Source organism: Streptomyces sp. NPDC058145, from assembly GCF_042884245.1.
Lineage (GTDB): Bacteria > Actinomycetota > Actinomycetes > Streptomycetales > Streptomycetaceae > Streptomyces.
Map to the genome: position 1 here is coordinate 122,300 of NZ_JBHVUH010000007.1, position 23,997 is coordinate 146,296.

The following is a 23,997-nucleotide window of genomic DNA, read 5'->3' on the forward strand; positions in this document are numbered from 1 at the left end:
CCGGCGACATGACGGAAAGAAGCCGGGATCGGAATTCACGGAAGGAAGTCGCGGAGGGAGCGAGTGGAAGGGTTACCCTCGGGTGCGCTCAGACCCGACAGCGACAGAAGGCACTGGAAACACGCGCAAGGTCGACGTGGCGTCGCCGCGTGAGGTCCTGTCGCTTCATGTCGTCGATCGAACCAGGAGGAAGTCCGGCCGGTCAAGAATGCCCGGATGTGATTCCACATGCTGAGAGTCGGTATTCACGAGGTTGTGACAGGGATTCCCTTGAACCCGGTCCTCAGGAGGGCGCAGTCTCCTGTTCGTGCGTATCGAACAGCTCGAATACATCGCTGCCGTCACACGGCTCGGTTCGCTGCGGCGGGCCGCCGAGGAGCTGCACCTGTCCCAGCCGGCGCTCAGCGAGACCGTACGCAACCTGGAGCGCGAGCTCGGCGTGGACCTGCTGGAGCGCAAGCGGTCCGGAGCGAAGATCAGTGACGAGGGACGCGAACTGCTGCCGCACATCATGAGCGTGCTGGACTCGGTCGACCGGCTGCGCGGCGCGGCCGGCGACCAGCACCGCGTCAGCCGAATGGTCCGCCTCGGTACGGTGAACGCGGCTACCGTGCCGCTGGTCATCCCGACCGTGCGCGAGTTCCGGGCCTCGCACCCGGTCACCCAGGTGGAGTTGGTCGGCGCGCAGCAGGCCGACATCCACCGCGGGCTGTTGGAGGGCGCCTTCGACCTGGGACTGGTGAACTACCTCCGGGGCGACGACATGCCGCCCGGCTTCGAGACGACGGACCTGCTCTGCGGCCGGCCGGTGGTGTGCGTGCGTCCGGACAGCCCGCTGGCGGCCCTGGATGCGGTGGACCTGGACAGTCTTCTGGCCGAGCCGCTGGTCGTGATGCGGTCCGGCTATGTGATGCACCGTTTCGTGCACCGGCTGCTCCGCGGCCGGGCTCCGTCGTTCTCGTACTCAACCGACGGCGCGGAGATGGGCAAGCTGATGGTGGCCGAGGGGCTGGGGGCCACGGTCCTGCCGGACTTCAGCGTCGTCGGCGACCCTCTCGAACGACAGGGCGCAATCACTGTGCGGCCGCTCGCGGGGGATGCCACCGATGTACTGCTGGTACTACAGCGCCGCCATTCCGGCTCCGTTCCGCGGGCGGTCCGCGACCTGCACGAGCTTTTCGTGCGCAACGCCCAGGCGTACGACGCTTCTGCGCGACGGCTGACATGAGGGGTGATCCTGTGCTCATCGTCATGTGCGGCCTGCCCGGCACCGGCAAGACCACGCTCGCCCGTCTCCTGGTGGCCCGGATCGGTGCGGTCCATCTTCGGGTCGACACCATCGAGCAGGCGATCGTCCGTTCCGGCGTGGCCCGGCACCCGGTTGGTCCCTTGGGCCACGCCGTCGGATATGCCCTGGCCGAGGAACATCTGCGGCAAGGGCTGACCGTGATCGCGGAATCCGTCAATCCACTGATTGGGACGCGTGACGCCTGGCGGCACACGGCCGTCGGGAAGGGCGTGCGTGTCGTCGAGGTGGAGGTGGCCTGCTCGGATCCGGCGGAGCACCGGCGCCGCGTGACCTCGCGGTCGGCCGACATTCCAGGGCTGCCACTGCCGGACTGGCAGCAGGTCGTCGACCGGGAGTACGAACCGTGGGACCGCGAGCGCGTCGTCGTCGACACCGCGGGACAGAGCCCGCACCAGTCACTGGCTCTGCTCCTCCGCGGCCTGGCATCGGACTGACCCGTACCGGGCGACTGCGCAAGCGCCCGGCTCGGGCCACGTCGCGAACGTCGGCGGTTCAAGCCCCTCCATGCCGGGACCGAAGTCGAGGAGGCGGCGTCGGGCCACGAACGCAGAGCCGCGGCGAAGGACGAACACGGGGTCGTCTCAGCATGGTCGTCTTCCCGTAAAAAGTTCTTCCGCTGATTCGGCGCAGTGACGAGGCGGGCCGCACCGACGCGTCGCGTGCAGCCGCTCGGTGGGGTACTCCCAAGCATCAGCTCGGCTGGAAGGAGTGACCCCGTCGCCGCCATTCCTCCGCGAGCAGTTCGTACGAACGGACACGGTCCGTGTGGTCGTGGGTGATCGTCGTGATGAGCAACTCGTCCGCGCCCGTGGCCTCCTGGAGTTGTTCCAGATGGTCGGCCACCCGGCCAGGTGAGCCGACGAACTGGGTGTCGAGGCGGTCCTGGACGAGGGCCTGGTCCTCGTCGGTCCAGGTGTGGGCACGCGCTTCCTGAGCGGTCGGGTACTCGATGGCGCCCTCGGCGGTGCGGATGCTGCGGACCCACGGGCCGTAGCCGGTGGCGAGTGCGCGGGCGGTGGCGTCGTTCTCGGCGACGACGACATCCGCCGAGACGCTGACGTACGGCTTGTCGAGGAACTCGGAAGGCTGGAAGAAGGACCGGTAACCCTCCACCGCCTCCAGGACCGTGGCCGGGCTGACGTGGTAGTTCGCCGCGAACCGCAGACCGTTGCGGCCCGCGACAGCGGCGCTCTGACCACCGCTGCTGCCCAGGATCCACAGCTCCACGTCGGCACCCTCCCCCGGCACGACGTGCGCCTCGACGCCCTCCGGGGAGCGGTAGGTGCCGGCCAGCAGGGCGAGGATGTCGTCGATCTGCTCGGCGTAGTCCTGTGACTCGGCGCCCGGCAGCAGAAGCAGCCTGCGCTGCAGCGCGATGCGGGGTGACCCGAGCAGATGCTCGAAGGAGAAGCGGGGCGGGATCAACAGGCCGTTCGGGGTCCGGCCGTCGACGACGGGGGTCGCCGTCGGCAACGGTGTGGTCGGCTGTCCTGGTGGGCGGCCGCCCGAGCGGCCCAAGCCCAGATCGAAGCGGCCCGGGTGCAGCGCGTCGAGCAGGCCGAACTCCTCCACGGTGGACAGCGCGGTGCGGTGCCCGAGCTGCACGGCCCCGGAACCGAGCCGGATGGTGGAGGTGGCGGATGCGGTCAGCGCCAGGACGACCGCGGGTGACGTGCCGGCCACGCCCGGATTGAGGTGGTGCTCGGCGAACCAGTGGCGGGCATATCCGAAGCGCTCGGCCTGCTGTGCGAGGTCGATGGAGTTGCGCAGGGCATCGGCTGCCGTCGAGCCGGAGGGGATCGGGACCAGGTCGAGGACGCCGAGGGCAATGTCAGACATGGACGGACTCCTGGGTGAGCGGTGGTGCCGGAAGCACGGGTCCCCATACGAACGGCGGGTCCGGGATTTCGCGGCGCAGCACGGGGGCGATCTTGGATTGGAACAGCTGGAGGGAGGCACGGTGCTGGGCCTCCGACAGCCCGCTCGCGTCGGCGTGCAGGTGGAGCACGGTGTGCCCGAACGGTTCGTGGTAGCGGTGCACCTTGTCGAGGAACTTCACGACGCCACCCGGTCGTCGGCGGCGTCGGGGTGCGCGAGGCCCAGGTGGTCACGGAGGGTCGTCCCCTCGTACTGGGTGCGGAAGACGCCCTGCTCCTGCAGGAGCGGGACGACCTTGTCGGCGAAGTCGTCGAGACCGGTGGGGGTGGTGTGTGGGACGAGGATGAAGCCGTCGCTGGCGTCGGCCTGGACGTAGTCGTCGAGGGTCTTGGCGATGGTCTGCGGGGAGCCGACGAAGGTCTGGCGGTTGCCGGTGTTGATGACCAGGTCGCGGATGGACCAGTTGTTCGCGGCGGCGAGTTGGCGCCACTCGCGGGCGGTGGCCAGCGGGTCGCGGTACATCCGTACCTGGGCGCGACCTTTGGAGATGTGGTTGTCACTGACGTCCGGGTCGATGTCGGGCAGCGGCCCTTCCGGGTCGTAGGCGGACAGGTCCCGGTTCCAGACGAACTCCAGGTGCTTGATGGCGGTGGCCCCGCTGACCTGCTGGCGGCGCACCTCACGGGCCAGTTCCTCGGCCTCGGTGTCCGTGTCGGCGAGGACGAAGGTGGCGGCGGGCAGGATCAGCAGCTGGTCGTGGCGGCGGCCGTACTTGGCGAGACGCTTCTTGACATCCGTGTAGAACGCCTGGCCGCCCTCCATGGTGGCGTGCCGGCTGAAGATGGCGTCGGCGGACGAGGCGGCGAACTCGCGGCCCTCCTCGGAGTCACCGGCCTGGAAGATGACGGGACGGCCCTGCGGGGAGCGGGGGACGTTGAACTGGCCATGGATGTCGAAGTGCTGCCCGCTGTGGACGAAGGCGCCGGCCTTCGCGTCCCGCAGGAAGACGCCGGTGGCCCGGTCGGCGAGGATCTCGTCGCCGTGCCAGGAGTCGAAGAGCTCGTTCGCCGTGGCGAGGAACTCCTTGGCGCGGGAGTAGCGCTCCTCCTGCGGCAGGAAGCCGCCGCGACGGAAGTTCTCACCGGTGAAGGCGTCCCAGGAGGTGACGACGTTCCAGGCGGAGCGACCGCCGGAGAGATGGTCGAGGCTGGCGAACTGGCGGGCCACTTCATAGGGCTCGTTGAAGGTTGAGTTGATGGTGCCGGTCAAGCCGAGGTGCTCGGTGACGGCGGCGAGTGCGGCGAGGACGGCGAAGGTGTCGGGGCGGCCGACGACGTCCAGGTCGTAGATTTTGCCGCCCTGTTCGCGCAGCCGCAGGCCCTCGGCGAGGAACAGGAAGTCAAACTTGGCACGTTCGGCAGTCTGCGCGAAGTGGACGAAGGAGCTGAATTCGATGTGGCTGCCGGCCTGCGGATCGCTCCACACGGTGGTGTTGTTGACGCCGGGGAAGTGCGCGGCCAGATGGATCTGCTTCAGCGGCTTGCTCATGATGGGTGCGGTCCTTCCGGCTCAGGCGGTCGCGGCGTAGCGGTTGGCGGGGCGGGTCAGGCCGAGCAGGCCGAGCAGGGTGTCGGCCTCGTAGGCGGTGCGGAAGACGCCCCGGCGCTGGAGTTCGGGGACCAGACCACGGGTGATGGCCGGCAGGTCGTGGCTGGCGACGGCGGGCCGCAGCCGGAAGCCGCTCAAACCCTCCGCTGCCAAATCCTGCAGCAGATCAGCCAGTTGGCTGGGCGTACCGGCGAAGATCCGGGCGTCGCTGGTGTACGGCTCCCCCGCAAGGGCGTCGAGGCGCGCGCGCCGGTCCTCCGCAGCGGCCCGGTCATCGTCCAGGAAGACCACCAAGTCACCGAAGACATGCAGGAGTTCGCCTGCTCGACCGGCCGTCTCCTGCTCTGCGCGGATCTCGGCGACGATCGCGCGGGCCTGCTCGGCGTCGTGCGGGGTGACGTAGCCGACATCGGCCTGGCGGGCCACGAGCCGGTACGGAACGGTCTGGTGGGCGAGGGCGGTGACCAGCGGCTGGCCCTGCGGCGGGCGCGGGGTGATGGACGGACCCTTGACGCTGAAGAACCGCCCTTCGAAGTCGATGTAGTGCAGCTTGTCCCGGTCGATGAAGCGGCCGGTGACCACGTCCCGTATCTCTGCGTCGTCCTCCCAGCTGTCCCACAGCCGCCGCACGACCTCGAGGTAGTCGGAGGCCTCGTCGAACAGATCGGTGAGGCGCTCCTGTCCGGCCGGCGTCCGCAACTCCTCCAGGCTGATCGGCGGGAAGGTACGGCGGCCGAAGTGGTCGGCCTCGTGCGGGCGGGCTGTGATTTGCACGCGCAGGCCGGCCCGGCCGGTGCTGACGTAGTCGAGGGTGGCGATGGCCTTGGAGATGTGGAAGGGCTCCGTGTGAGTGGCGATGACCGTCGGCACCAGGCCGATGTGCCGGGTGAGCGGCGCGATGCGGGACGCGATCAGTACGGCGTCGAGGCGACCGCGGACCTGGTCGGTGCGGCCGTCCAGGACGCCGTAGTGCGAGGACTGCAGGCCGAGCCCGTCCTCAAAGGTGACGAAGTCGAGCAGGCCGCGCTCGGCCTCGGCGACCAGATCGGCCCAGTAACCGGCGGTGAACAGGTCCCGGGGGCGGGCGACCGGCTCGCGCCAGGAGGCGGGGTGCCAGCCGGTGCCCTCAAGGGCTACGGCAAGGTGCAAGTGGGGTATCGGAGTTGAGGACACGAGGGCGCCTTCCTGGAGGTCCGTACTAGAGCGCCGGCCCGCGGAGTGGGGCGCACGGCGGTGGCGACCGCAGGGAGATGGGGGTCCCCCCGGCCGAAGGCTGGGGGAGGGTCAGGAACAACAGAGGGCGCCGACCACGCGCTGGAGGTCGATGTGGGGCCGGCTGTGGAGGCGCACGGCACGCAGTACACGTGACACCCGGCCCACCTCCAAGTCATCGCCTTCGACAAGGACAACGGCACGGCTATGCCGTTTCTTCCAGGACGGCGGCCCCGGTCTGCCGTACGAGTGAGAAGACCGTACGACTGCGTAGGGTGAAGCCGATCGACTCGTACAGCCGGATTGCGTTCGCGTTGTCGGCCCTGGCGTGCAGGAAGGGCCGCTCGCCGCGCTCCTTGATGCCGGCCGCGACGGCGCGGACCAGGCGGGTGGCCAAACCCCGGCCGTGATACGCCGGGTCGGTGCACACGGCGCTGATCTCGGTCCAGCCGGGTGGGTGGAGGCGTTCGCCGGCCAAGGCGATCAGGCGGCCCCGGTGGCGGATACCCAGGTAGGTGCCCATCTCGACGGTGCGGGGCAGATAGGGGCCGGGTTCGGTGCGGGCGACCAGGTCGAGGATCTCGGGCACGTCGTCGGGGCCGAGCCTTACGGCCTCGGGGTCGGGCTCCGCGCGCAGGCCGGTGTCCACGAGCTGGACGCCGAGTCCCGTGCCGACGACTTCCCAGCCTTCCGGTGCCTCGGTGACGCCCCGCACCGACGCGGTCCCGCCGGGGCCGACGAGCGCGGCGAGGTCCACCCAGGCGCGCGGGTCGTCCTCGTCGGAGACGGCGTAGAAGGGGGCCACGTCCTGGTGATAGCGGGCGGCGTGGCCGATCCGTTCGGCGAAGTGGGCGTGGGGGCCGGTGAGCGCTGCCCAGGCGGGGTTGTCCAGGATGTGCGAGGAGCTTGCGTCGATGGTGGTGACGGACATGGTGTGGCGGTCTCCGGGGTGCGGCTCGGGGCGTCCGGCGTGCCGGGGACTCCACCGCGGCGCGGCGGAGGAGTCCCTGGCGCGTGGTGGTCAGGAGTTGTCGAGCGGCAGGCCCGGCGGGTTGACCTGGGATTTGGCGACGGCCTCGTTGGAGAGGTTGTACGCCTTGAGCCACTCGGCGTACTGACCGTGCTTGATCAGGTAGTTGACGGCGTCGGCGAGCGGCTTGGCCAGGCCGCTGTCCTTCTTCGCGGTGGCCGCGATCAGGCCCTGCAGACTCGCACCGGCACCGGAGTAGGTACCCGCCGTACGCGTGGCGTTGGGCGTGTTGGCCACCTGGCGGTTGTGGTAGGCGAAACCGGGGTTGGGGCCGAAGGAGGCGTCGACCTTGCCGCTGTTCAGGGCCAGGTAGGTGCTGGTGCTGTCCTGGAAGTACTTGACGGTGAGCTTCTTGCCCTCCTTGGCCAACTTGTCCTTCCACTCCAGGAGAATTCTCTCCTGGTTGGTGCCGGAGCCGACGGCGATCGTCTTGCCGGCGAGGTTCTCGTAGTTGCCGTCGAAGTTCCAGGTGCTCTTCTTGGGCACGATGAAGGCGAGGTTGTCCTGCCGGTAGGAGGCGAACTCGTACTTCTTCTTGCGCTCCTCGGTGTCGGTGACGTTGGAGATGGCCACGTCGACCTTGCCGCTGTCGATGCCGACGAAGAGGTTCTCCCAGGTGGAGTTCTTGACTTCCGCCTTCAGCCCGAACACCGCGGCGACCAGGCGGCCGAGGTCGGGCTCTGAGCCGGTGAGGGTCTTCTGGTCGTTGCCGACGTACGCCAGCGGCGGGAACCCGGCGGGCAGGGCACCGATGCCGATTTCCAGATTGCCGCTCTTCCTGATGGTGGCGGGCAGTTCGGCGCTGATCGCCTTGACCTCGGAGACCTTGATCGTGGTCTGCTGGGCGGCGCCGTTGGCGACCCGGCCGATGACGACCTCACCGGCCTTGGCGGCGTCGGTGGAGGTGGCCGCGTCGCTGTCGCCACCGCAGGCGGCGAGCCCGGTGGCCAGTGAGGCGACGACGGTCGCCGCGGTGATGCCGCGTATCAGGCTGCGTCGAGTGAGGTGGGCAGACATGGCCGTTCCTTGTCGCTGAAGTCGATGAGGGTGGTGTGGGGGCGTCTGGTATGCCGGTGGTCAGAGAACCTTGCTGAGGAAGTCCCTGGTCCGCTCGTGCCGGGGGTTGTCGAGAATCTCGGAGGGCGGTCCCTGCTCGACGATCTTGCCGCTGTCGATGAAGACGACCCGGTCGGCGATCTCGCGGGCGAAGCCGATCTCGTGGGTGACGATGACGAGGGTGGTGCCGCTGGTCGCCAAGTCCCGGATTACGGCGAGGACTTCACCGACCAGTTCGGGGTCGAGGGCGGAGGTGGGCTCGTCGAAGAGGACGACGCCGGGACGCAGGGCCAGAGCTCGGGCGATGGCGACCCGCTGCTGCTGGCCGCCGGAGAGCTGGCGGGGGTAGGCGTCGGTCTTGTCGGCGAGTCCGACCCGTGCGAGGAGTTCGCGGGCGAGTTCCTGTGCCTCGGGCTTGCCGAGTCTGCCGGCGGCGACGGGAGCCGCGGACACGTTGTCCAGCACGGTCAGGTGCGGGAAGAGGTTGAAGTTCTGGAAGACGAACCCGATCCGGCCGCGCTGGGCCAGGATGGCCCGCTCGCTCAGCTCCTTCAGCCGGTCGCCCTGCCGCTTCACGCCGATCAGTTCGCCGTTGATGCTGACGTAACCGATCTCCGGCTTCTCCAGGTGGTTGATGATCCGCAGCAGGGTCGACTTGCCGGAGCCGGAGGGGCCGAGGATGACGGTGACCTCGCCGGGGCGGACGGTCAGGTCGACGCCTTCCAGCACCCGGTGGGTGCCGTACCACTTGTGCACGTCGTGGAACTCGACGGTGGCGGCCTCGACGTCCGCCAGTGCTTCGAGCGTCTCCGCGGTCATACGGCGGCCTCCCGGCGGATACGGGCCCTCAGGTCGGAAAGTCCGGTGCGGAGCTTCTGCAACGGTGTCGACGGCAGGCTGCGGGTGGCACCGCGGGCGTAGTGCCGCTCGACGTAGAACTGGATGACGGACACGACGCTGGTCAGGATCAGGTACCAGACGGTGACGACCAGCAGCAGCGGCACGATGTCGCCGGGGTAAGTGGAGCCCATTGTCTGCGCGGAGCCGAACAGGTCGAGCAGGGAGACGTAGAAGACCAGCGAGGTCCCCTTGATCAGGCCGATGAGCTGGTTGACGTAGTTCGGGATGATCGAGCGGAGCGCCTGGGGAAACACGATCTTCCGGAACTGGTAGCCCTTCGGCAGGCCGAGCGCCGCGGCCGCCTCGTACTGTCCCTGGTCGACGGAGAGGATGCCGCCGCGGACTACCTCGGCCGCGTAGGCCGCCTCGTTGAGGCTGAGGCCGACGACCGCGACGACCATGTCGGTGGCGAGTCTCGACTCGTCGAAGGAGAAGAAGGCCGGGCCGAAGGGGATGCCGACGCTCAACGTCTTGTACAGGGCGCTGAAGTTGTACAGGAAGATCAGCACCACGATGAGCGGGATGGAGCGCAGCGCCCAGACGTAGGTCCAGCTGACCGCGCGCAGCACCGGGCTCTTCGAGAGCCGGCCCAGTGCAAGCACGATGCCGCCGACAAGGCCCAGCACCGCGCTGTAGGCGGTGACTTGGAGGGTGATCAGCAGGCCGTCGAGGATGGTGGGGCGCAGGAACCAGTAGCTCCAGCGGTCCCACTGGTAGAAGGGGTTGGTGACCAGTCCGTGCACGAACTGGGCGACGAGGACCAGCACGACCGCGGTGACGATCCAGCGGCCCGGCCGCCGCAGCGGAAGAACCCGCTGAGCTGTGAGGGGCTTTGACGGATCGTCGGTGGTCGGCACCTCGGCGAGGGTGGCGGTGGCACCAGGGGGTTCACTCATGGTGGGCTCCGGCTGGATGGGAACACCCCGGAGGCACGGCGGCATGCGGCGGCGCGCACGACGGCGAGGTACCGGGGGCGGGGAGGGCAACGGTGCACCGCGGGCGCGGTGTTCGTCAGGAGGTGCGGGGGGCTGCGGGGAAGTGTCAGCCCCGGCAGCGGGCGCGGCCCGGTGCGGTACACAGTGCGCTGCTCACGCGGAGCAGATCGACGGCACGGTCGGCGACGAGCAGGTTCGCGTACGACGGTACGCGGCCCCGGGAGCGGCGTGCGGCCGTCCTGGGAGCTGCGTACATGGGGTCACCGTCACTGTTCCGGCCCTTGGGGCCCTCGCGCTTACCGAGACTTCGTCGGTCGGGTCGTCACCTGGGGCACCCCACCGCGGTGCGAGGGTTGCCGGTCAGCAAGCCAGGGCTTGTCGCTGACGCTCATGACCTTTCTGCGCGGTAGTTAAGACAACTTACCGAACGTGTGTCAACGCCGGTCCAGCAGGTGGAACGGCCGGCAGACGGCGTGGGCCGTCCAGTCCAGATGCGGAGGGCCGCTCCGGTGGTCCCCAGCCCTGGCAGCGGGGGGCTGTTGCGGCGTTGGATGCGGTCGAGGCCGAGATGACCGCCGAAGGCGGGGTGGGCGGCCGGGCGGCGGCGCGCAGTACCTGATTCCTCGAGCTGTGTCACATTACGGAAGCACCAGCCCGGAGGGGCCGCGGTCACCAGCGGGGCGACGAACAGCGCGTCGGTCGGGCAGTACGCCTGACACTGGAAGCAGGTCTGGCAGTTGTCCTGTCGCGCGATCACCGGAACGCCGTCGGCGCCGCGGTCGAAGACACGCGTCGGGCACCCTGCGCGGGCGGACTCCCGCCGCTCCGGGAAGGGGAATCGGCAGGAGTCGCGAGCGGAACGCCCACGGGAAGCGGTTCAGTCATGGAACTGGTTCGCCGGTACCGGCAGTCCGTAGTGCTCCCGCAGGGTTGCGCCCTCGTACTCCTCGCGGAACACGCCCTTGGCGCGCAGGATCGGCAGAACGTGTTCGGCGAAGGCTGCGAGGCCAGACGGCAGGGCGGGCGCCATGATGTTGAACCCGTCCGCGGCACCGCCCTCGAACCAGGCGATGATGGTGTCCGCGATCTGCTCGGGCGTGCCGACGAACTCGAAGTGCCCGCGCCCGCCGCCGAGCCGCGAGATGATCTGGCGAACCGTCAGCTGCTCGCGCACGGCGAGGTCGATGATCAGGTCGGAACGGCTCTGGGAGCCCTCCAGCTTCGGCCTGGCGAGAATGAAGTCCGGCAGGGGCGCGTCGAGTCGGAAGACGGACGGTTCCGTCTCGAACACGGCGGCCAGCTGGCGCAGCCCGTATTCCGGAATGCGCAGCTCGTCGAACTGTCGTGCGAGCGCCTGGGCTTCTGCCTCGGTCGAGCCGATGTACGGGACGATGCCCGGCAGGACGATGACGCCGTCCGGGTCACGCCCCGCGGCCCGGGTGCGGGCCTTGATGTCGGCGTAGAAGGCGGCCGCGCGCTCGTACGTCGTGTGCGCGGTGAAGATCGCCTCGGCGTGGCGGGCCGCGAAGTCCTTGCCGTCCTCGGAGGAGCCGGCCTGGACGAGCAGCGGGTGACCCTGCGGTGGACGCTCGACATTGAGCGGGCCGGCCACCTTGAAGTACCTGCCCTGGTGGCCGAGCCGGTGCAGCCGCTCGGGGTCGGCGTAGCGTCCCGTGGCCCTGTCCGCGAGGACGGCCTCGGACTCCCAGCTGTCCCACAGTGCCTTGGCGACCTTCAGGAACTCGTCGGCACGGGCGTAGCGCTCAGCGTGGCCGGGGCGGTCGTCGAGGCCGAAGTTGGCCGCCTCGTCGGCGCCTGCCGAGGTGACGATGTTCCAGCCTGCGCGGCCGCCGCTGACATGGTCGACGGACGCGAGCCGACGGGCGAGGTTGTACGGCTCGTTGTACGTCGAGGACACGGTCGCGATGAGGCCGATCCTGCTGGTCGCCTGGGACAGCGCGGTCAGCAGGGTCAGCGGCTCGAGCTGGCCCGGCGGCCGGAACTCGCCGGTGCCAATCAGGGCCGGGCCGTCCGCGAGGAACAGCGAGTCGAACTTGGCGCTCTCGGCCAGCTGCGCCAGTTCGATCCAGTGCCGCAGGTCGAAGTCGGCCCGGGGATTGCTGTGCGGGAGCCGCCACGCCGCCTCGTGGTGGCCCGCTTCCATGAGGAAGGCGTTGAGGTGGAGTTGCCGTCTCTCACTCATGAGGTGACCTTCAGCTTGGAGCTGTCGTAGCCGGCCGGGAGAAGGTTGTCGGTGATCGACTTGGCGTCGACCTTCTTGGTGATCTGACCCGCCTCCAGGAAGGCGTCGGCGAGCTTCTGCTCCAGCTCGATGTCCGACTGCTCCACCGGGGTCACCCGGTTCGAGTAGGCGGCCAGGGACGCCTTGGCGTCGTCCAACGGGATGCCCTGCTCCTTCGAGAGCGCCTGCGCGTACTTGTCAGGGTTCTTGACCGCCCAGGCGAACTCGCGCGACAGCCTCTTCAGGACGTCCGTGAGAGCCGCGCGCTTGGTCTTGTCCTTCAGCGACGTGTCGCTTGCGACGTAGTAGCTGCTCGTCTGGTCGATCGGCGGCAGACCCTTCACCAGAATCCGCGCACCGTTCTTGACCGCGATCGCCGACTGCGGGTTCCAGATCGACCAGGCGTCCACCTTGCCGGTGTTGAACGCCGTCGCACCGGCCGCCGGGTCGAGAAAGACCAGCTTGGCGTCCTTGGGGGTGAGTCCGACGCTCTTCAGCGCGTTCAGGGCCAGTCCGTGGGCAGAACTGCCCTGCGGAACAGCGATCTTCTTGCCCTTGAGGTCGGCAGCGGTCTTCAGCTTCGAGCCCTTCGGCACGATGATGTTCTCTACCGCCTGGTCGGGCGTGAGCGATCGGTTGACGGCCACGATCTTGAAGCCGTACTCCTTCGCGGCACCGGTGATCGGTGGTACGTCGCCGACGCTGCCGAGGTCGATGTCGCCCGAGGCGGCGGCCTGCACGAGCGGCGGGCCGTAGGTGAAGCGGGCGAACTTCACCTTGTAGGACGCGTTGTCGAACACGCCGGTGATCTTCGCCAGCTCCTGGCTGCCGTCACCGCCGTTGTCGCCGATGGTGAAGGTGTACTTGCTCCACTCGGGGTGCTTGGCGTCGCTCGCGTCGGCGGCGTTGCTCAGCGGCGCGGCGGTGTCCGAGGACGACGATCCGCAGGCGACGAGGGTGCTCGCCAGGGCGAGGGAACCGACTGTACCGATGAGTCTGCTGGTTCTCTTACGCATAATTGGGGTGTGCTTCCTGTGCTGGGTGAGGGTGTTTCGGGGGGAGTCAGTGCTGGCCGGCGAGGCCGAGGTCTTCCAGCAGCCGGGCGCGGAGTTCCTCGCGTGCGACGCTCGCTTCGCGGTCCGCGGCGGAGAGGTGCACCTCGTGCGAGGTGCCGATGCGGCCGTTGTTCATGACGACGATGCGGTCAGCCAGGGCGATCGCCTCGTCGACGTCGTGGGTGACAAGCAGCATGGCGGCGTGGTGCTTGGTCCGCAGGGCGCGTACGAGGTCGTGCATGCGCAGCCGGGTGATGGCGTCGAGGGCTGCGAACGGCTCGTCGAGCAAAACGAGTTCGGGCTCCGATACCAGTGCCCGCGCGAGCGACACCCGCTGGGCCTCGCCGCCGGAGAGCTCCTTGGGCCATGCCTTCTCACGGCCCGAGAGGCCGACCTCGGCCAGCACATCGCGGGCCCGCTGTTCCGCGTCGGGCCCGTGCAGGCCGAGCGTGACGTTGCGCAGGATCCGCTGCCACGGCAGCAGCCGGTCGGCCTGGAAGACGATCGCACGCTTCGCCGGGACCTCCACGCGCCCGCCGTCGGGCCGGTCCAGTCCGGCGAGCAGCCGCAGCAGGGTGCTCTTCCCGCAGCCCGAGGGGCCGAGCAGGATCACCAACTCCTCGCCGTCGATGGTGAGGTCGAGCTGGTCGAGCACCACCCGGTCACCGAACTGACGGACCACCTGCTCGACGGCGACCCCGGTCTGCCGGCGGGGCTCGGTCGCGACTGCGCTGCTCATGACGCCTCATAACTGGGTCGCCACCGCAGCAGCACCCGCTCGAGAGCCCGGACGAACTGGTCGGCGAGCAGACCGAGGAGCGAGTAGATCACCAGGCCCACGAAGACCTGGTTGGTCTGCAGATAGGTCTGCCCCTGAGTGATGAGGAAGCCGAGTCCCTTGTCGGCGTTGACCGTTTCGGCGGCGACGAGTCCCAGGACGCTGTACGAGAGGGAGAACCGGAGCCCGACGAGGAACCCCGGCAGGGCTCCGGGCACCAGCACGCGCGTCATCAGACGCCAGGTGCCCGCGCCCGTCGTGCGCGCCATCTCGATCAGCCGCTGGTCGACGCCCCGGATGGCGGCGAACAGATTGAGATACATCGGGACGCCGGCTCCGAAGGAGATCAGCAGCACCTTCGTGAGTTCGTCGATGCCGAACCACACGATCATCAAGGGCAGCACCGCGAGGAGCGGGATCGTGTTGAGCACCTGCACCAGGCCGTTGAACAGGTACTCACCACTGCGCAGCATCCCGCCGAGCACTCCGGTGACGATGCCCACCGTCAGACCGATCGCGAGACCGATGCCGGCCCGCTGCAGCGAGATGGCCAGGTCGGGCCCGAGGACGCCCTGCTGCCACAGATCGGCGGCGGACTTTACGATGGAGGTCGGTGCCGGAGCGTAGGTCTTCGCCAGCACTCCGGCCCGGGCGAGGACCTCCCAGGCGACGAGGATCACGACGGGAGTCGTGTAGATGCCCAGCGGCCAGCGCAGGCGTTCGCGGAGTGTGCTGAGGGGTGTCCGGCGGCGGGCGTCGCGCGGCAGGAACACCTCGCGTTCGCGCGCGCTCGTCGTCTCGGTGTCCGGGCTCCCGGTGACGGCGGGCGCCCTGAGGCTGAGCTCGGTCATGCCGCCACCTCCAGCACGCTGCTGTAGTGCGTGGCGTCGCCCACGAGTTGCTCGCTGTGGCGTCCGTCGACGCCGACCGGGACGTCCCCGGCGATCGTCACCCGGTTGAGTCGGCGGGGGTGGTCGTCGTAGTTGTCCACCCCGTAGTGCTGGGTGATCCGGTTGTCGAAGATCAGCAGTTGGTTGGGCGCCCAGGTCCAGCGCAGGATGTTCTCCGGACGTGTCACGTACGACTGGAGGATGCGCAGCAGATCCGCCGAGTCGCTGCTCGACAGGCCGACGATGCGCTTGGCGAACCCGCCGATGAACAGCCCGCGTTCACCCGTCAGCGGATGCAGCCGCACAACTGGGTGCTCGGCCTCGTAGGGCGTCGAGACGAAGACGCGGTCGTACTCCTGCCGCTGCGCCGTCGCGGCCGAGGGCCGGACGTAATCGTACTGGTTGGTGTGTACGACGCGCAGCGAGTCCGCGAGTGCGCGCAGTGGTTCGGGCAGGTCGCGGTAGGCCGCGGCGGCGTTCGCGATGAGCGTCTCGCCGCCGTACGGCGTGGTCACGACCGACCGCAGCGTGGTGGCCTGCGGCGGGTTGACCACGAAGGAGACGTCCGTGTGCCACTCGTTGGCCTTGGACGTCTCGCTGTCGACGGCGAGCACGTTCGTCGTACCGTCGGTGGCCGGCACGTTCGGGTGGGCGGTGGTGAGTTCGCCGAACCAGCCGGCCACACGCTCCTGACCGACGTTGTCGAGGTTCACGTCGTCGAACACGATCGCCTTGTGCTCGTTGAGGGCGTCACGGAGCGCCGTGACCGTCAAGGGGTCGGGCGGCGCGGTGAGGTCGACGCCCTCGACGAGCGCGCCGATGCGGCCAGTGAGTTTGCGGATGGACGTAGGCATGAGGGGTCCCTCCCGGGCAGACGGGCACGCCAAGGGGTGCTGGAAAAGAGGGCGTTGGCTAAATGGGCTGGTACTGCGCAGGAATGATCGACCACAGGAGGAGCGCTGGGCTGGGCGGGCCGAAGAGAAGAACATGTGGCCGCAGGACCGCTACAGCCGCGCTCTCAGGGATCGCGTCGGCGTGCGCGAACAGGCTCCCGGCTCACACGAGAAGGAGGGGAGAGGGGGAGCTCTCAGGAGGTGGAGACGACGATCCCGCGGGGAGACATCGCAGCGTCGGCGGCTTTACACCGCCGCTGCCAGGCACACGCCATGGGCGCACACCGGCCGCCGCCGGGGAGCACTTCCCGGGTCAGCGACAACAAAACGCGCTGGAGACGTGCGCCAGATCGATGTGGCGCCGCCGAGTCAGGTCCACGCGCGGGTTCATGGTTCGGGAGTTCAGCAGATGTCACCAGGTTGGTCAAGAACTTCCCGGACAGGTCTTGCATTGCGGACAGGGAGAACGGCGGACGGCGCTCGGGACCGCCCCAGAGGACGCCGCCTGCCTGCGTCTGATCGGCCCCGGGCAATGGCCGTCCGCGCTACCGGAGGAGCTGCTCCGTCCGGCTCAGGGCCAACGACACCAGCGCGCGGTGTACGGCCTCGGCGAGCGCCGGCCCCTGATATGCACCGCGGTCGACACCAGCGGGCACGCTCCGGGTGGCCCGCGCGGCTGCGAGCCGACTGATCGCCCATGCCGCTCGGACCACGCAAGAGGTAGCCGTCCTTCGTGGTGCCGTGCTTCTCCTCGTAGCGCTCCATCGCCTCCCGCACCGACCGCGGCAGGGGAACCTCTCGGAACTCCCCCGCCTTGCGGTGCTTCAGCTTCGCCGGCTCGTGCGTGTTGGAGTGGATCTGCTCGTGCACCCGGTAGACGTCGTCCGCCACGACATTGTCGACGTTCACCGCGCGGGCTTCCCCGTTTCGCAGGCCGCAGCCCACCATCATGACGATCTCAGGCGCGAGGATGTGATCCGCGACAGTCAGCGTCCTCTTCACATAGTCGAGGGACGGGATGACCATCTTCCCCCGAATGTACTCCGGTTCCTGGACTCCCTTCACAGGGTCATCCGCCATGCTGCCTTGTCATAGGCATCCCGCACGATGGCCTTGAGGACACGGAATATGTTCACCTGGTTTCCGCGCCCGACCCCGTCCGTCTCCAGCTCGTCCAGGAAGCGCTCGACCACGATCGGGGTGACGGAGTTCAGCTTTCGCGATCCGAGACGCGGGACGATGTGCACGTTGATGGAACTGTCCACATGTCAGCCCGTGGAGTACTCCGTCATCCTCCGCTGCCGCGGTCGCCACTGCTTCGCGTATTCCGCGACCGTCTGCTGACCGAGTTCCCGGCGGGCCTCGGCAACGGACGGCGCCGTCTTCTTTTTCTCCGCATAGATCTGCGTAAGGCGCTCGATCGCGTCGTCCTGCGTGCCGAAACCGCCTCTTCACGCTGCTTGCCGAGAGCGTCCCTGAACCGAATTGTGTACGGGTGCGAACAACGGGTCGGCCTGGAATAACCGCACTCCTTGAAGAACGACCCCATCCCACGAGCGAGCTGTCGAGCCACGCATCAAGCCTTCCGAGCAGGGCGCCGGGCGGCACAGCAGGCCCCTGCCACAGGTGCAGGTCAGCAAGCCGGACACCGTCCGGCCTGATGCTGACCTTTTGCTGACCCGGAGGCGGCAATCAAAGCTCTGACCTGCAGAAACACCCAAACGCTAGATCTTGGACTTGAACATGGTACGAAGCACGAAGAAACTCCCGATTCGTCTGCTCCCTGCCTGCTTTTTGCAGGTCAAGGGCGATGTTCGGAGGCTACAACGTTTCGCATGTGTGGTCAGCTGTCGCCGGGTGTTCGAGGGCTCACACTGACCGTTGCTGACTTGTATGACGCCGCGCCAGTCATCTGCGAACGCGCGGCACGCGATCTCGGCGGGCTTTCCATTCGAGTCGATGTCGAGTGCCTGGCGCGGCGTATGTCTGCGTCGACGTCGGCGTCGCAATGACGACCGGGGCCAGGGCCACGCGGAGAGCTCCTGAACCGGATCGCCACCGATCTCGGCCACGATGGCATCGAAGCTACGATGCTCATGGAACTTGAAGCCGTCCACGACGAGTTCCAACGGCACACCGAGACCTGGTCTCGGCCGCTGATGCCCGCCTGGGCGGCTACGGCCCTGACTCACCCTGTCGGCTGATCACAGCCACCACCGACCCAGCCAGGCTGCCGGAGAAGACCACCTGGTACCTGGCCACCAACCTGCACCCTGACGCACCCCACGCCGCCACCAGCCCGCACAGAACCGTCCAACGGCGACAAGCTCACAGCCATACCCAGAACCCATGGGTCCCGCCGATCTTACGAATGACCGGCTCAGACCCACGCTTGGCAGGTGGGACCAGCTCAGAAGCAGTCCGCGGGCATGTCGAGGGCGGTGCGGTCGAGGCTTTCCAGCAGCGCGAACTGCGCCTCCGTTCTGGGCAGTTCGTACCGGAAGAAGTACTGACCCGCCCGGCGCTTGCCCTCGTAGAAGGCGCCGCTGTGTCCGGCGGCGGCCAGTATCTGCTCCAGCCACATCCAGGCAACCACGACGTGTCCCACGGCTTCCAGATAGACCGAGGCGTTGGCGAGGGTGGTCTCGGCGTCCCCGGCCTCCCACAGGCGCTGTGTCACGGCGGCGACGCGGGCGAGGGAGGCGTCCAGCTGTCGTCCGAAGCGGGCGACCTGGTCGTCCGCGGCCGCCGCGCGGGCGGTCGTCGTCGAGATGGTCTCGATGAGCAGGCGGAGACCCGCGCCGCCGTCCATGACGACCTTTCGGCCCAGGAGGTCGAGGCCGTGGACGCCGTGCGTTCCCTCGTGGATGGGGTTGAGGCGGTTGTCCCGGTAGAACTGCTCGACGTTGTACTCGCGGGTGTAGCCGTAGCCGCCGTGGACCTGGATGGCAAGGTTGTTGGCCTCCAGGCACCACTGGGAGGGCCAGCTCTTGGCGATCGGGGTGAGCATGTCCAGCAGAAGTCCGGCTCTGGCCTGCTCGTCGGCCGTCGGGGCGGTGCGCTCGTCGTCCAGCAGCCGCCCGCAGTACAGGATGAGAGCCAGCGCGCCTTCGACGTACGACTTCTGGGCGAGGAGCATGCGCCGGACATCGGGATGCCCGACGATCGGGATCTGGGGGGTGGTGGCGTCCCTGGCCTCGAGCGGGCGTCCCTGGGGCCGGGTGCGTGCGTAGTCCAGGGCGTGCAGGTAGCCGGTGTAACCGAGCGCGGTGGCACCGAGTCCGACCCCGATGCGGGCCTCGTTCATCATGTGGAACATGTAGGAGAGTCCGTGGTGGGGCTCCCCGACCAGGAAGCCGACGGCGCCGGGGGCCCCGCCGGGCCGGAAGGCGCCCTCACCGAAGTTCAGCAGCGTGTTGGTCGTCCCTCGATACCCCATCTTGTGATTGAGGCCGGCCAGGGCGACGTCGTTGCGCTCACCGAGCGTCCCGTCGGCCCCCACCAGTGTCTTGGGGACGATGAAGAGCGAGAGTCCCTTCACCCCGGGCGGGCCGCCGGGGATCCTGGCCAGGACCAGGTGGACGATGTTCTCCGTCAGTTCGTGGTCGCCACCCGAGATCCACATCTTGTTGCCGAACAGGCGGTAGGTGCCGTCGTCGGCCTGTTCCGCGCGGGTGCGCACATCAGCCAGCGAGGATCCCGCCTGTGGTTCCGACAGGCACATGGTTCCGGAGAAGCGGCCCTCGACCATCGGTCGGACGTAGGTGTCGATCTGCGCGGGGGTGCCGTGGGCCAGCAGCAGGTTTGCGTTGCCGATGGTGAGGAAGGGGTAGGCGGCCGTTCCCACGTTGGCTCCCTGGAACCAGGCGAAGCAGGCGTTGGCCACCACGCTGGGCAACTGCATGCCGCCCACCTCGTGGTCCATGCCTCCGCCGATCAGCCCGGCACCGGCGAAGACCTTCAGGGCCTCTTCGACTTCGGGGATGATGTGCACCCGCTCGCCGTCGAAGCGCGGCTCCTGGGTGTCGTTCTTCTTGTTGTGCGGCGCGAAGTGCCGGGCGGCGATCGTCTCACTGAGGTCCAGTACCGCGTCGAACGTTTCGCGCGAGTGGTCGGCGAAGCGGGGGCGCGCGGTCAGGGATTCAACGTCGAGCCACTCGTGCAGCAGGAAGTCGAGGTCTCGGCGGGAAAGCAGGAGGGAGGCCATGGTGCTCTTCTTCTCGGGTTCGGGTTCCTTGCGAGGGGGGCTGTCGCCGGCCGGTCAGACCGTGGTGCCGAGGCCGCCGTCGACGGGGATGACGGCGCCGGTGACGTAGGCGCCCGCACGGCTGGCCAGATAGACGGCGACGCCCGCCATGTCGTCCGGCCGCCCGATCCGGCGCAGCGGAGCCGCCTGCGCGATCGCCTCGCCCATGGTGTCCAGGGTCGCGGCCATCATCTTCGACTCGAAAGGGCCGGGCGCGATGGCGTTCACCGTGATGCCCTGCGGTCCGAGCTCCTTGGCCAGCACGCGGGTCAGGTGGTGCAGGCCCGCCTTGCTGGCCGCGTAGGAGTAGGCCGAGACCGGGCTGACGTGCAGGCCGTCGATGGATCCGACGTTGATGATCCGCGCAGGGTCCTGCGTCGACCCGCCGGCGCGCAGCTTCGGCAGGAGGGCCTGGGTGAGCAGGAAGGGGCTGCGCAGGTTGAGGTCCATCACCTTGTCCCAGCCGGCGACCGGGAACTCGTCCAGGGGCGCGCCCCAGGTGGCGCCGGCGTTGTTCACCAGGATGTGCAGCCGCTCCTCCCGCTCGCCGATGTCTGCGGCGAGTCGGTGGCACTCCTCCTCGCGCGACAGGTCGGCGGGCAGCGCGACCGCCTGGCCGGGACCGGAAAGACCGAGCACGGCCTCCTCGCAGGCTTCCGCCTTGCGGGAGCTGATGTAGACCTTGGCTCCCGCTTCGACCAGGCCCTGGGCGATCATCAGGCCGATGCCGCGGGAACCCCCGGTCACGAGGGCGGTTTTGCCGGAGAGGGAGAACAGTGGGATCACGGTGGACTCCTGAGGGTGAGGGGCGGCACGGGCAGGCTGTTCCCGCCAGGGCAGATACTAAGCAGTCGCTTAGCCGCTGGCCAAGCCCTGCGCCCACGAACCCCATCCGCGCCTCCGCGACCTACTACGCCCAGCGGGCCACGGCCGGACTGATCGTGAGCGAAGGGGTGCAGCCGAGCGTGGTCGGGCTGTCCAACCCCGGCACGCCGGGACTGCACACCGACGAGCAGGTCTCCGCGTGGCGCCCGGTGACTGATGCGGTGCACGCCGACGGCGGACGGATCTTGGCCCAGATCATGCACGGCGGACGGGTTTCACACCCCGACACCACCGGTATGCAGCCGGTCGGTCCCTCGGCAGTCGCAGCCGAAGGGTGGAAGGTGTTCACCCCGACCGGGCTCCAGCCGGCGCCGGTCCCGCGCGCTCTGGATGCCGCCGAGGTGTCCGAGCACGCCGAGTCGTACGCCCAGGCCGCCCGCCGCGCCGTCGAAGCCGGCTTCGACGGCGTCGAGCTGCACGGCGCCAACGGCTATCACAACTCGGTGAGGGCGCGTCCGACCGGTCGCTGAATGCGGATCTCGGCCAGTTGCCGCCAGTACTCGGTGGTCTCGCCGGGGGCGGGGGCACCGAGCCTGGTGGCTTGCAGCCGGGTCGGCCCGCCCCGTTACCGTCCCGCCTCGGTCCGTGCGGCTGCCCACAGTGCGATCTGCGTGCGGGAGCGCAGGCCCAGCTTGTCGCGGATCTTGTCAAGGTGCGTGGCGACCGTATGGACCGAAAGGCCGAGCCGGTCCGCGATCTGCCGGTTGGTCAGCCCTTCGGCGACGAGTTCAGCCACCGTGGACTCCCTTGCGGTGAGCCGGAACCGATCGTCTGCGGCCCGGACATCACGCCGCGTTCGGTGGTCACCGCTCCCTGCCCCGAGCGCGTACGCGACCAGCCGCTCCCCACGCAGCCCACGGGCACCGGCGACAGCAGTCTCCCGCGCCGCTGCCGACAGCCGTGTCCGGGCACGCGCCGCTGCTTGTTCCATCCTGTGCCGCCAGGGAGCCTCGGGCTCGGTGTCCAAGCGGCGCCGCGCCCGCACGCTCGCCTCGTACAGCCGCAGCGCACGCTGCATGTCGCCGTTCTCCGCGGCCACGAGGGCCAGGCCCTCCACGGGGTACAGAGCGTGGAAACTGGCCCCCGGAACGATCCGCAGCACCTCGGCGAACAAGGTCTCCGCACTGCGCAGTTGTCCCAGGGCCAGCCGTACGGCCCCCGCAGTGTGCAGCGCGGCCGCGGTCCGAGGCCACGGCGCTTGCTCCCTCAGAACGGGCAGGCACCGTGACATCAGCTCGTCGGCCTCCAGCTTCCCGCCGGCCTGGAGCAACGCCCAGGCCAGGTGATGTGTGCACCAGGCGGCGTCCTGCGGCCTGCCAAGGGAAGCGACGGCCTCAAGGCACTCCCGTAGATCCGCGACGGCCTCGGTGAACTCGCCACGGCACAGCCGCGCCGCCGCCCGGGCGTCCAGGGCGTTGGCCAGTCCGGCGGCGTCACGGCGCATCCGCTCGCTCCGCACCGCCTGCTCGCCGAGGCGCAGTGCCTCGTCCAGATCAGCCTGCTGGCAGGCCACGCGTGCGGCGAGCGCCGGCACCTGCCCACCCAGTGCCCGGCCCCCGGCTCCCCGCAGTAGTCCAGTGAGCAGCGCACGGGCGGACGACGGCTGTTCCTGCTGGTAGTGCACACGCGCCAGCTCCAGTGTCAGCCGTACCCGCACGGCATCGCCGTGGCCGGCGCTGCAGGCCAATACCGAGGCGAGATTGTCCCGTTCCGTCGCCAGCGGGTTGCCGGCCTGGTCGGCGAACACGTCCCCGCGGCCCCGCTCGGCCAGCTCGGTCAGCCACGCGAGCGCCCGGCGCAGGGTGGCGTGCAGCTCGCCGGATGCGCGCAGACGGTCCAGGGCGCAGACGCGGATGGCACTCAACTGCCTGAAACGTGTGGGTGCCGTCTCTCCCGGCAGACGTACGACGAGCGACTTCGCTTCCAGGTCGCACAGGATGCGGAAGACCTGCCGCCGACCTATGCCGTCACCGGCGCAGACCGTTTGCGCAGCAGCCACGTCAAAGCCGCCGACGAGGACCGAAAGACGCCGGAAGACCGCCTGCTCGGCCGGATCCAGCAGTCGATGGCTCCAGTCGACCGCTGCGGCGAGCCCACTGTGGCGTGGGGGTCCGGTTCGGCTTCCCCCGGTCAGAACGTCCAGCTGGGAGAACTGGTCGTCCAGCCCTGCCAGGATGTCGCTCAGCGCGAGCGCACCGACGTGGCGGGCCGCGAGTTCGACGGCGAGCGTCAGGCCGTCCAGGCGCCGGCAGATCTGGTCCACCAGGTGGCCGTTGCCGCGATCGAGCGTGAACCCGGGGGAGTTGCTCGCGGCGCGGTCGACGAAGAGCCGTACGGCATCGGACTGCATGAGGGCCGTCACATCGTCTCCGGCGTCGGCCGGCGGCAGGGACAGCTCGCCGACCCGGAACACGCTCTCTCCGGGCACCCGCAGGGCCTCCCGGCTGGTGGCCAGGATCCGCAGACGGGGGCAGCGGCCCAGCAGGATTGCCGCCAGCCGGGCGCACGGCTCGGCCAGATGCTCGCAGTTGTCCAGAATCAGCACCCGGGAGGCGCCGCCGATCGCCCGGACCAGAACGTCGACGCCGGTCCGGCACGCTCCTTCGCCCACCCCCAGCGCGGCGGCCAGGGTCTGCGTCAGCAGCGCGCTGTCCTGGAGGGAGGCGAGTTCCACGAGGTCGACTCGTGCGAAGCGCTTCGGTAATCCCCTGGCGAACTCCAGCGCCAGCCGGGTCTTGCCCACCCCGCCCGCACCGGTCAACGTGAGGAGGCGCGAAGTCCTCAGGAGCGCGCGCAGGCACGAGAGCTCGTGCTGCCGGCCCACGAAGGAGTCGAGCCCCGGCGGCAGGACACTGCCACCGGCTGTGGCGACCGCAGCCGTGACGTTCGAAGCCGCCCGTCGCCGCAGCGCCCGCTGCCGGCAGGCGCTGGAGCAGTATCGAGCCGGCCGCCCCCCGTGCGGCTTCACGATCAGCGCCTCACCGCACACATCACATGTTCGACTCCCGCTCATCCCCGATTCCTGGCCGCACCGCCCCGGAACGAAACCATCGCCTTGAGCCATGTCCCTCCACGAACGC

At 69.1% G+C, this 23,997-nt stretch carries 21 protein-coding genes, 2 pseudogenes and 1 riboswitch; of the genes and pseudogenes, 3 read left to right on the forward strand and 20 right to left on the reverse strand.

All coding sequences use genetic code 11. The features are described 5' to 3' along the window. Positions 1–88 precede the first annotated feature (88 nt). Positions 89–169 (reverse strand): putative leader peptide, encoded by an 81-nt coding sequence (locus ACFVVO_RS17415; protein WP_351225063.1) that lies wholly within the window; start codon positions 167–169, stop codon positions 89–91. 138 nt (positions 170–307) lie between these two features. Here ACFVVO_RS17415 and ACFVVO_RS17420 point away from each other — a divergent pair, with 138 nt between their 5' ends. Both ACFVVO_RS17420 and ACFVVO_RS17425 read left to right on the forward strand, forming a co-directional pair. Next, entirely contained in the window at positions 308–1,228 is a 921-nt protein-coding gene (locus tag ACFVVO_RS17420; protein ID WP_390055774.1) for a LysR family transcriptional regulator, read from the forward strand. A gap of 11 nt (positions 1,229–1,239) precedes the next feature. After that, the gene (locus ACFVVO_RS17425; protein WP_390055776.1) at positions 1,240–1,743 is read left to right on the forward strand and encodes an AAA family ATPase; all 504 of its coding nucleotides are present in this window, start codon (positions 1,240–1,242) and stop codon (positions 1,741–1,743) included. Between the two features lie 256 nt (positions 1,744–1,999). Here ACFVVO_RS17425 and ACFVVO_RS17430 read toward each other — a convergent pair whose 3' ends face one another. The 18 genes and pseudogenes from ACFVVO_RS17430 to ACFVVO_RS17515 form a co-directional block, all read right to left on the reverse strand. After that, the gene (locus tag ACFVVO_RS17430; protein ID WP_390055778.1) at positions 2,000–3,148 is read right to left on the reverse strand and encodes an LLM class flavin-dependent oxidoreductase; all 1,149 of its coding nucleotides are present in this window, start codon (positions 3,146–3,148) and stop codon (positions 2,000–2,002) included. Continuing rightward, a pseudogene (locus ACFVVO_RS17435) lies at positions 3,141–3,359 on the reverse strand (LLM class flavin-dependent oxidoreductase); the annotation flags it as partial. The gene ACFVVO_RS17430 and the pseudogene ACFVVO_RS17435, both read right to left, overlap by 8 nt. Positions 3,360–3,364: 5 nt before the next feature. Further along, a complete protein-coding gene (locus ACFVVO_RS17440; protein WP_390055780.1) occupies positions 3,365–4,735 on the reverse strand; it encodes an NtaA/DmoA family FMN-dependent monooxygenase in 1,371 nt (456 codons plus the stop codon). A gap of 21 nt (positions 4,736–4,756) precedes the next feature. Then, positions 4,757–5,968, reverse strand: a complete 1,212-nt coding sequence (locus tag ACFVVO_RS17445; RefSeq protein ID WP_390055782.1) for an LLM class flavin-dependent oxidoreductase — start codon at positions 5,966–5,968, stop codon at positions 4,757–4,759. Positions 5,969–6,079: 111 nt separating this feature from the next. Beyond that, positions 6,080–6,175, reverse strand: coding sequence for a putative leader peptide (locus ACFVVO_RS17450; RefSeq protein ID WP_390056255.1), 96 nt, complete (start codon positions 6,173–6,175; stop codon positions 6,080–6,082). A gap of 37 nt (positions 6,176–6,212) precedes the next feature. After that, complete coding sequence (locus ACFVVO_RS17455; protein ID WP_390055784.1) at positions 6,213–6,938, reverse strand: GNAT family N-acetyltransferase; 726 nt, start codon at positions 6,936–6,938, stop codon at positions 6,213–6,215. A 90-nt stretch (positions 6,939–7,028) separates the two neighbouring features. Next, positions 7,029–8,054, reverse strand: a complete 1,026-nt coding sequence (locus ACFVVO_RS17460; protein ID WP_390055786.1) for a transporter substrate-binding domain-containing protein — start codon at positions 8,052–8,054, stop codon at positions 7,029–7,031. A 60-nt stretch (positions 8,055–8,114) separates the two neighbouring features. After that, a complete protein-coding gene (locus tag ACFVVO_RS17465; RefSeq protein ID WP_390055788.1) occupies positions 8,115–8,912 on the reverse strand; it encodes an amino acid ABC transporter ATP-binding protein in 798 nt (265 codons plus the stop codon). Further along, positions 8,909–9,889, reverse strand: coding sequence for an amino acid ABC transporter permease (locus ACFVVO_RS17470; protein WP_390055789.1), 981 nt, complete (start codon positions 9,887–9,889; stop codon positions 8,909–8,911). Before ACFVVO_RS17470 ends, ACFVVO_RS17465 begins: the two co-directional genes overlap by 4 nt. Positions 9,890–10,034: 145 nt before the next feature. Next, positions 10,035–10,184, reverse strand: coding sequence for a hypothetical protein (locus ACFVVO_RS17475; protein WP_390055791.1), 150 nt, complete (start codon positions 10,182–10,184; stop codon positions 10,035–10,037). Positions 10,185–10,215: 31 nt separating this feature from the next. Further along, positions 10,216–10,324: riboswitch (SAM riboswitch) on the reverse strand. A 481-nt stretch (positions 10,325–10,805) separates the two neighbouring features. Beyond that, entirely contained in the window at positions 10,806–12,131 is a 1,326-nt protein-coding gene (locus ACFVVO_RS17480) for an LLM class flavin-dependent oxidoreductase (RefSeq protein ID WP_390055793.1), read from the reverse strand. Beyond that, positions 12,128–13,186, reverse strand: a complete 1,059-nt coding sequence (locus ACFVVO_RS17485) for an aliphatic sulfonate ABC transporter substrate-binding protein (protein ID WP_390055795.1) — start codon at positions 13,184–13,186, stop codon at positions 12,128–12,130. Before ACFVVO_RS17485 ends, ACFVVO_RS17480 begins: the two co-directional genes overlap by 4 nt. 46 nt (positions 13,187–13,232) lie before the next feature. Continuing rightward, entirely contained in the window at positions 13,233–13,964 is a 732-nt protein-coding gene (locus tag ACFVVO_RS17490) for an ABC transporter ATP-binding protein (protein ID WP_390055797.1), read from the reverse strand. After that, a complete protein-coding gene (locus ACFVVO_RS17495; RefSeq protein ID WP_390055799.1) occupies positions 13,961–14,854 on the reverse strand; it encodes an ABC transporter permease in 894 nt (297 codons plus the stop codon). Before ACFVVO_RS17495 ends, ACFVVO_RS17490 begins: the two co-directional genes overlap by 4 nt. After that, the gene (locus ACFVVO_RS17500) at positions 14,851–15,747 is read right to left on the reverse strand and encodes a TauD/TfdA dioxygenase family protein (RefSeq protein ID WP_390055801.1); all 897 of its coding nucleotides are present in this window, start codon (positions 15,745–15,747) and stop codon (positions 14,851–14,853) included. The genes ACFVVO_RS17495 and ACFVVO_RS17500 overlap by 4 nt, the downstream gene beginning before the upstream one ends. Before the next feature lie 1,100 nt (positions 15,748–16,847). Next, complete coding sequence (locus tag ACFVVO_RS17505; RefSeq protein WP_390055803.1) at positions 16,848–17,051, reverse strand: hypothetical protein; 204 nt, start codon at positions 17,049–17,051, stop codon at positions 16,848–16,850. 1,145 nt (positions 17,052–18,196) lie between these two features. After that, on the reverse strand, positions 18,197–19,993 hold the full coding sequence (locus tag ACFVVO_RS17510; RefSeq protein ID WP_390055805.1) for an acyl-CoA dehydrogenase: 1,797 nt from the start codon (positions 19,991–19,993) through the stop codon (positions 18,197–18,199). A gap of 54 nt (positions 19,994–20,047) precedes the next feature. Continuing rightward, the gene (locus tag ACFVVO_RS17515; RefSeq protein WP_390055807.1) at positions 20,048–20,818 is read right to left on the reverse strand and encodes an SDR family oxidoreductase; all 771 of its coding nucleotides are present in this window, start codon (positions 20,816–20,818) and stop codon (positions 20,048–20,050) included. A 104-nt stretch (positions 20,819–20,922) separates the two neighbouring features. On the opposite strand from ACFVVO_RS17515, the pseudogene ACFVVO_RS17520 reads away from it, so the two are divergent. Next, positions 20,923–21,351, forward strand: a pseudogene (locus ACFVVO_RS17520) (alkene reductase); the annotation flags it as partial. Between the two features lie 131 nt (positions 21,352–21,482). On the opposite strand, the gene ACFVVO_RS17525 reads toward ACFVVO_RS17520, so the two are convergent. Beyond that, a complete protein-coding gene (locus tag ACFVVO_RS17525; protein ID WP_390055809.1) occupies positions 21,483–23,930 on the reverse strand; it encodes an ATP-binding protein in 2,448 nt (815 codons plus the stop codon). Positions 23,931–23,997: the final 67 nt, after the last annotated feature.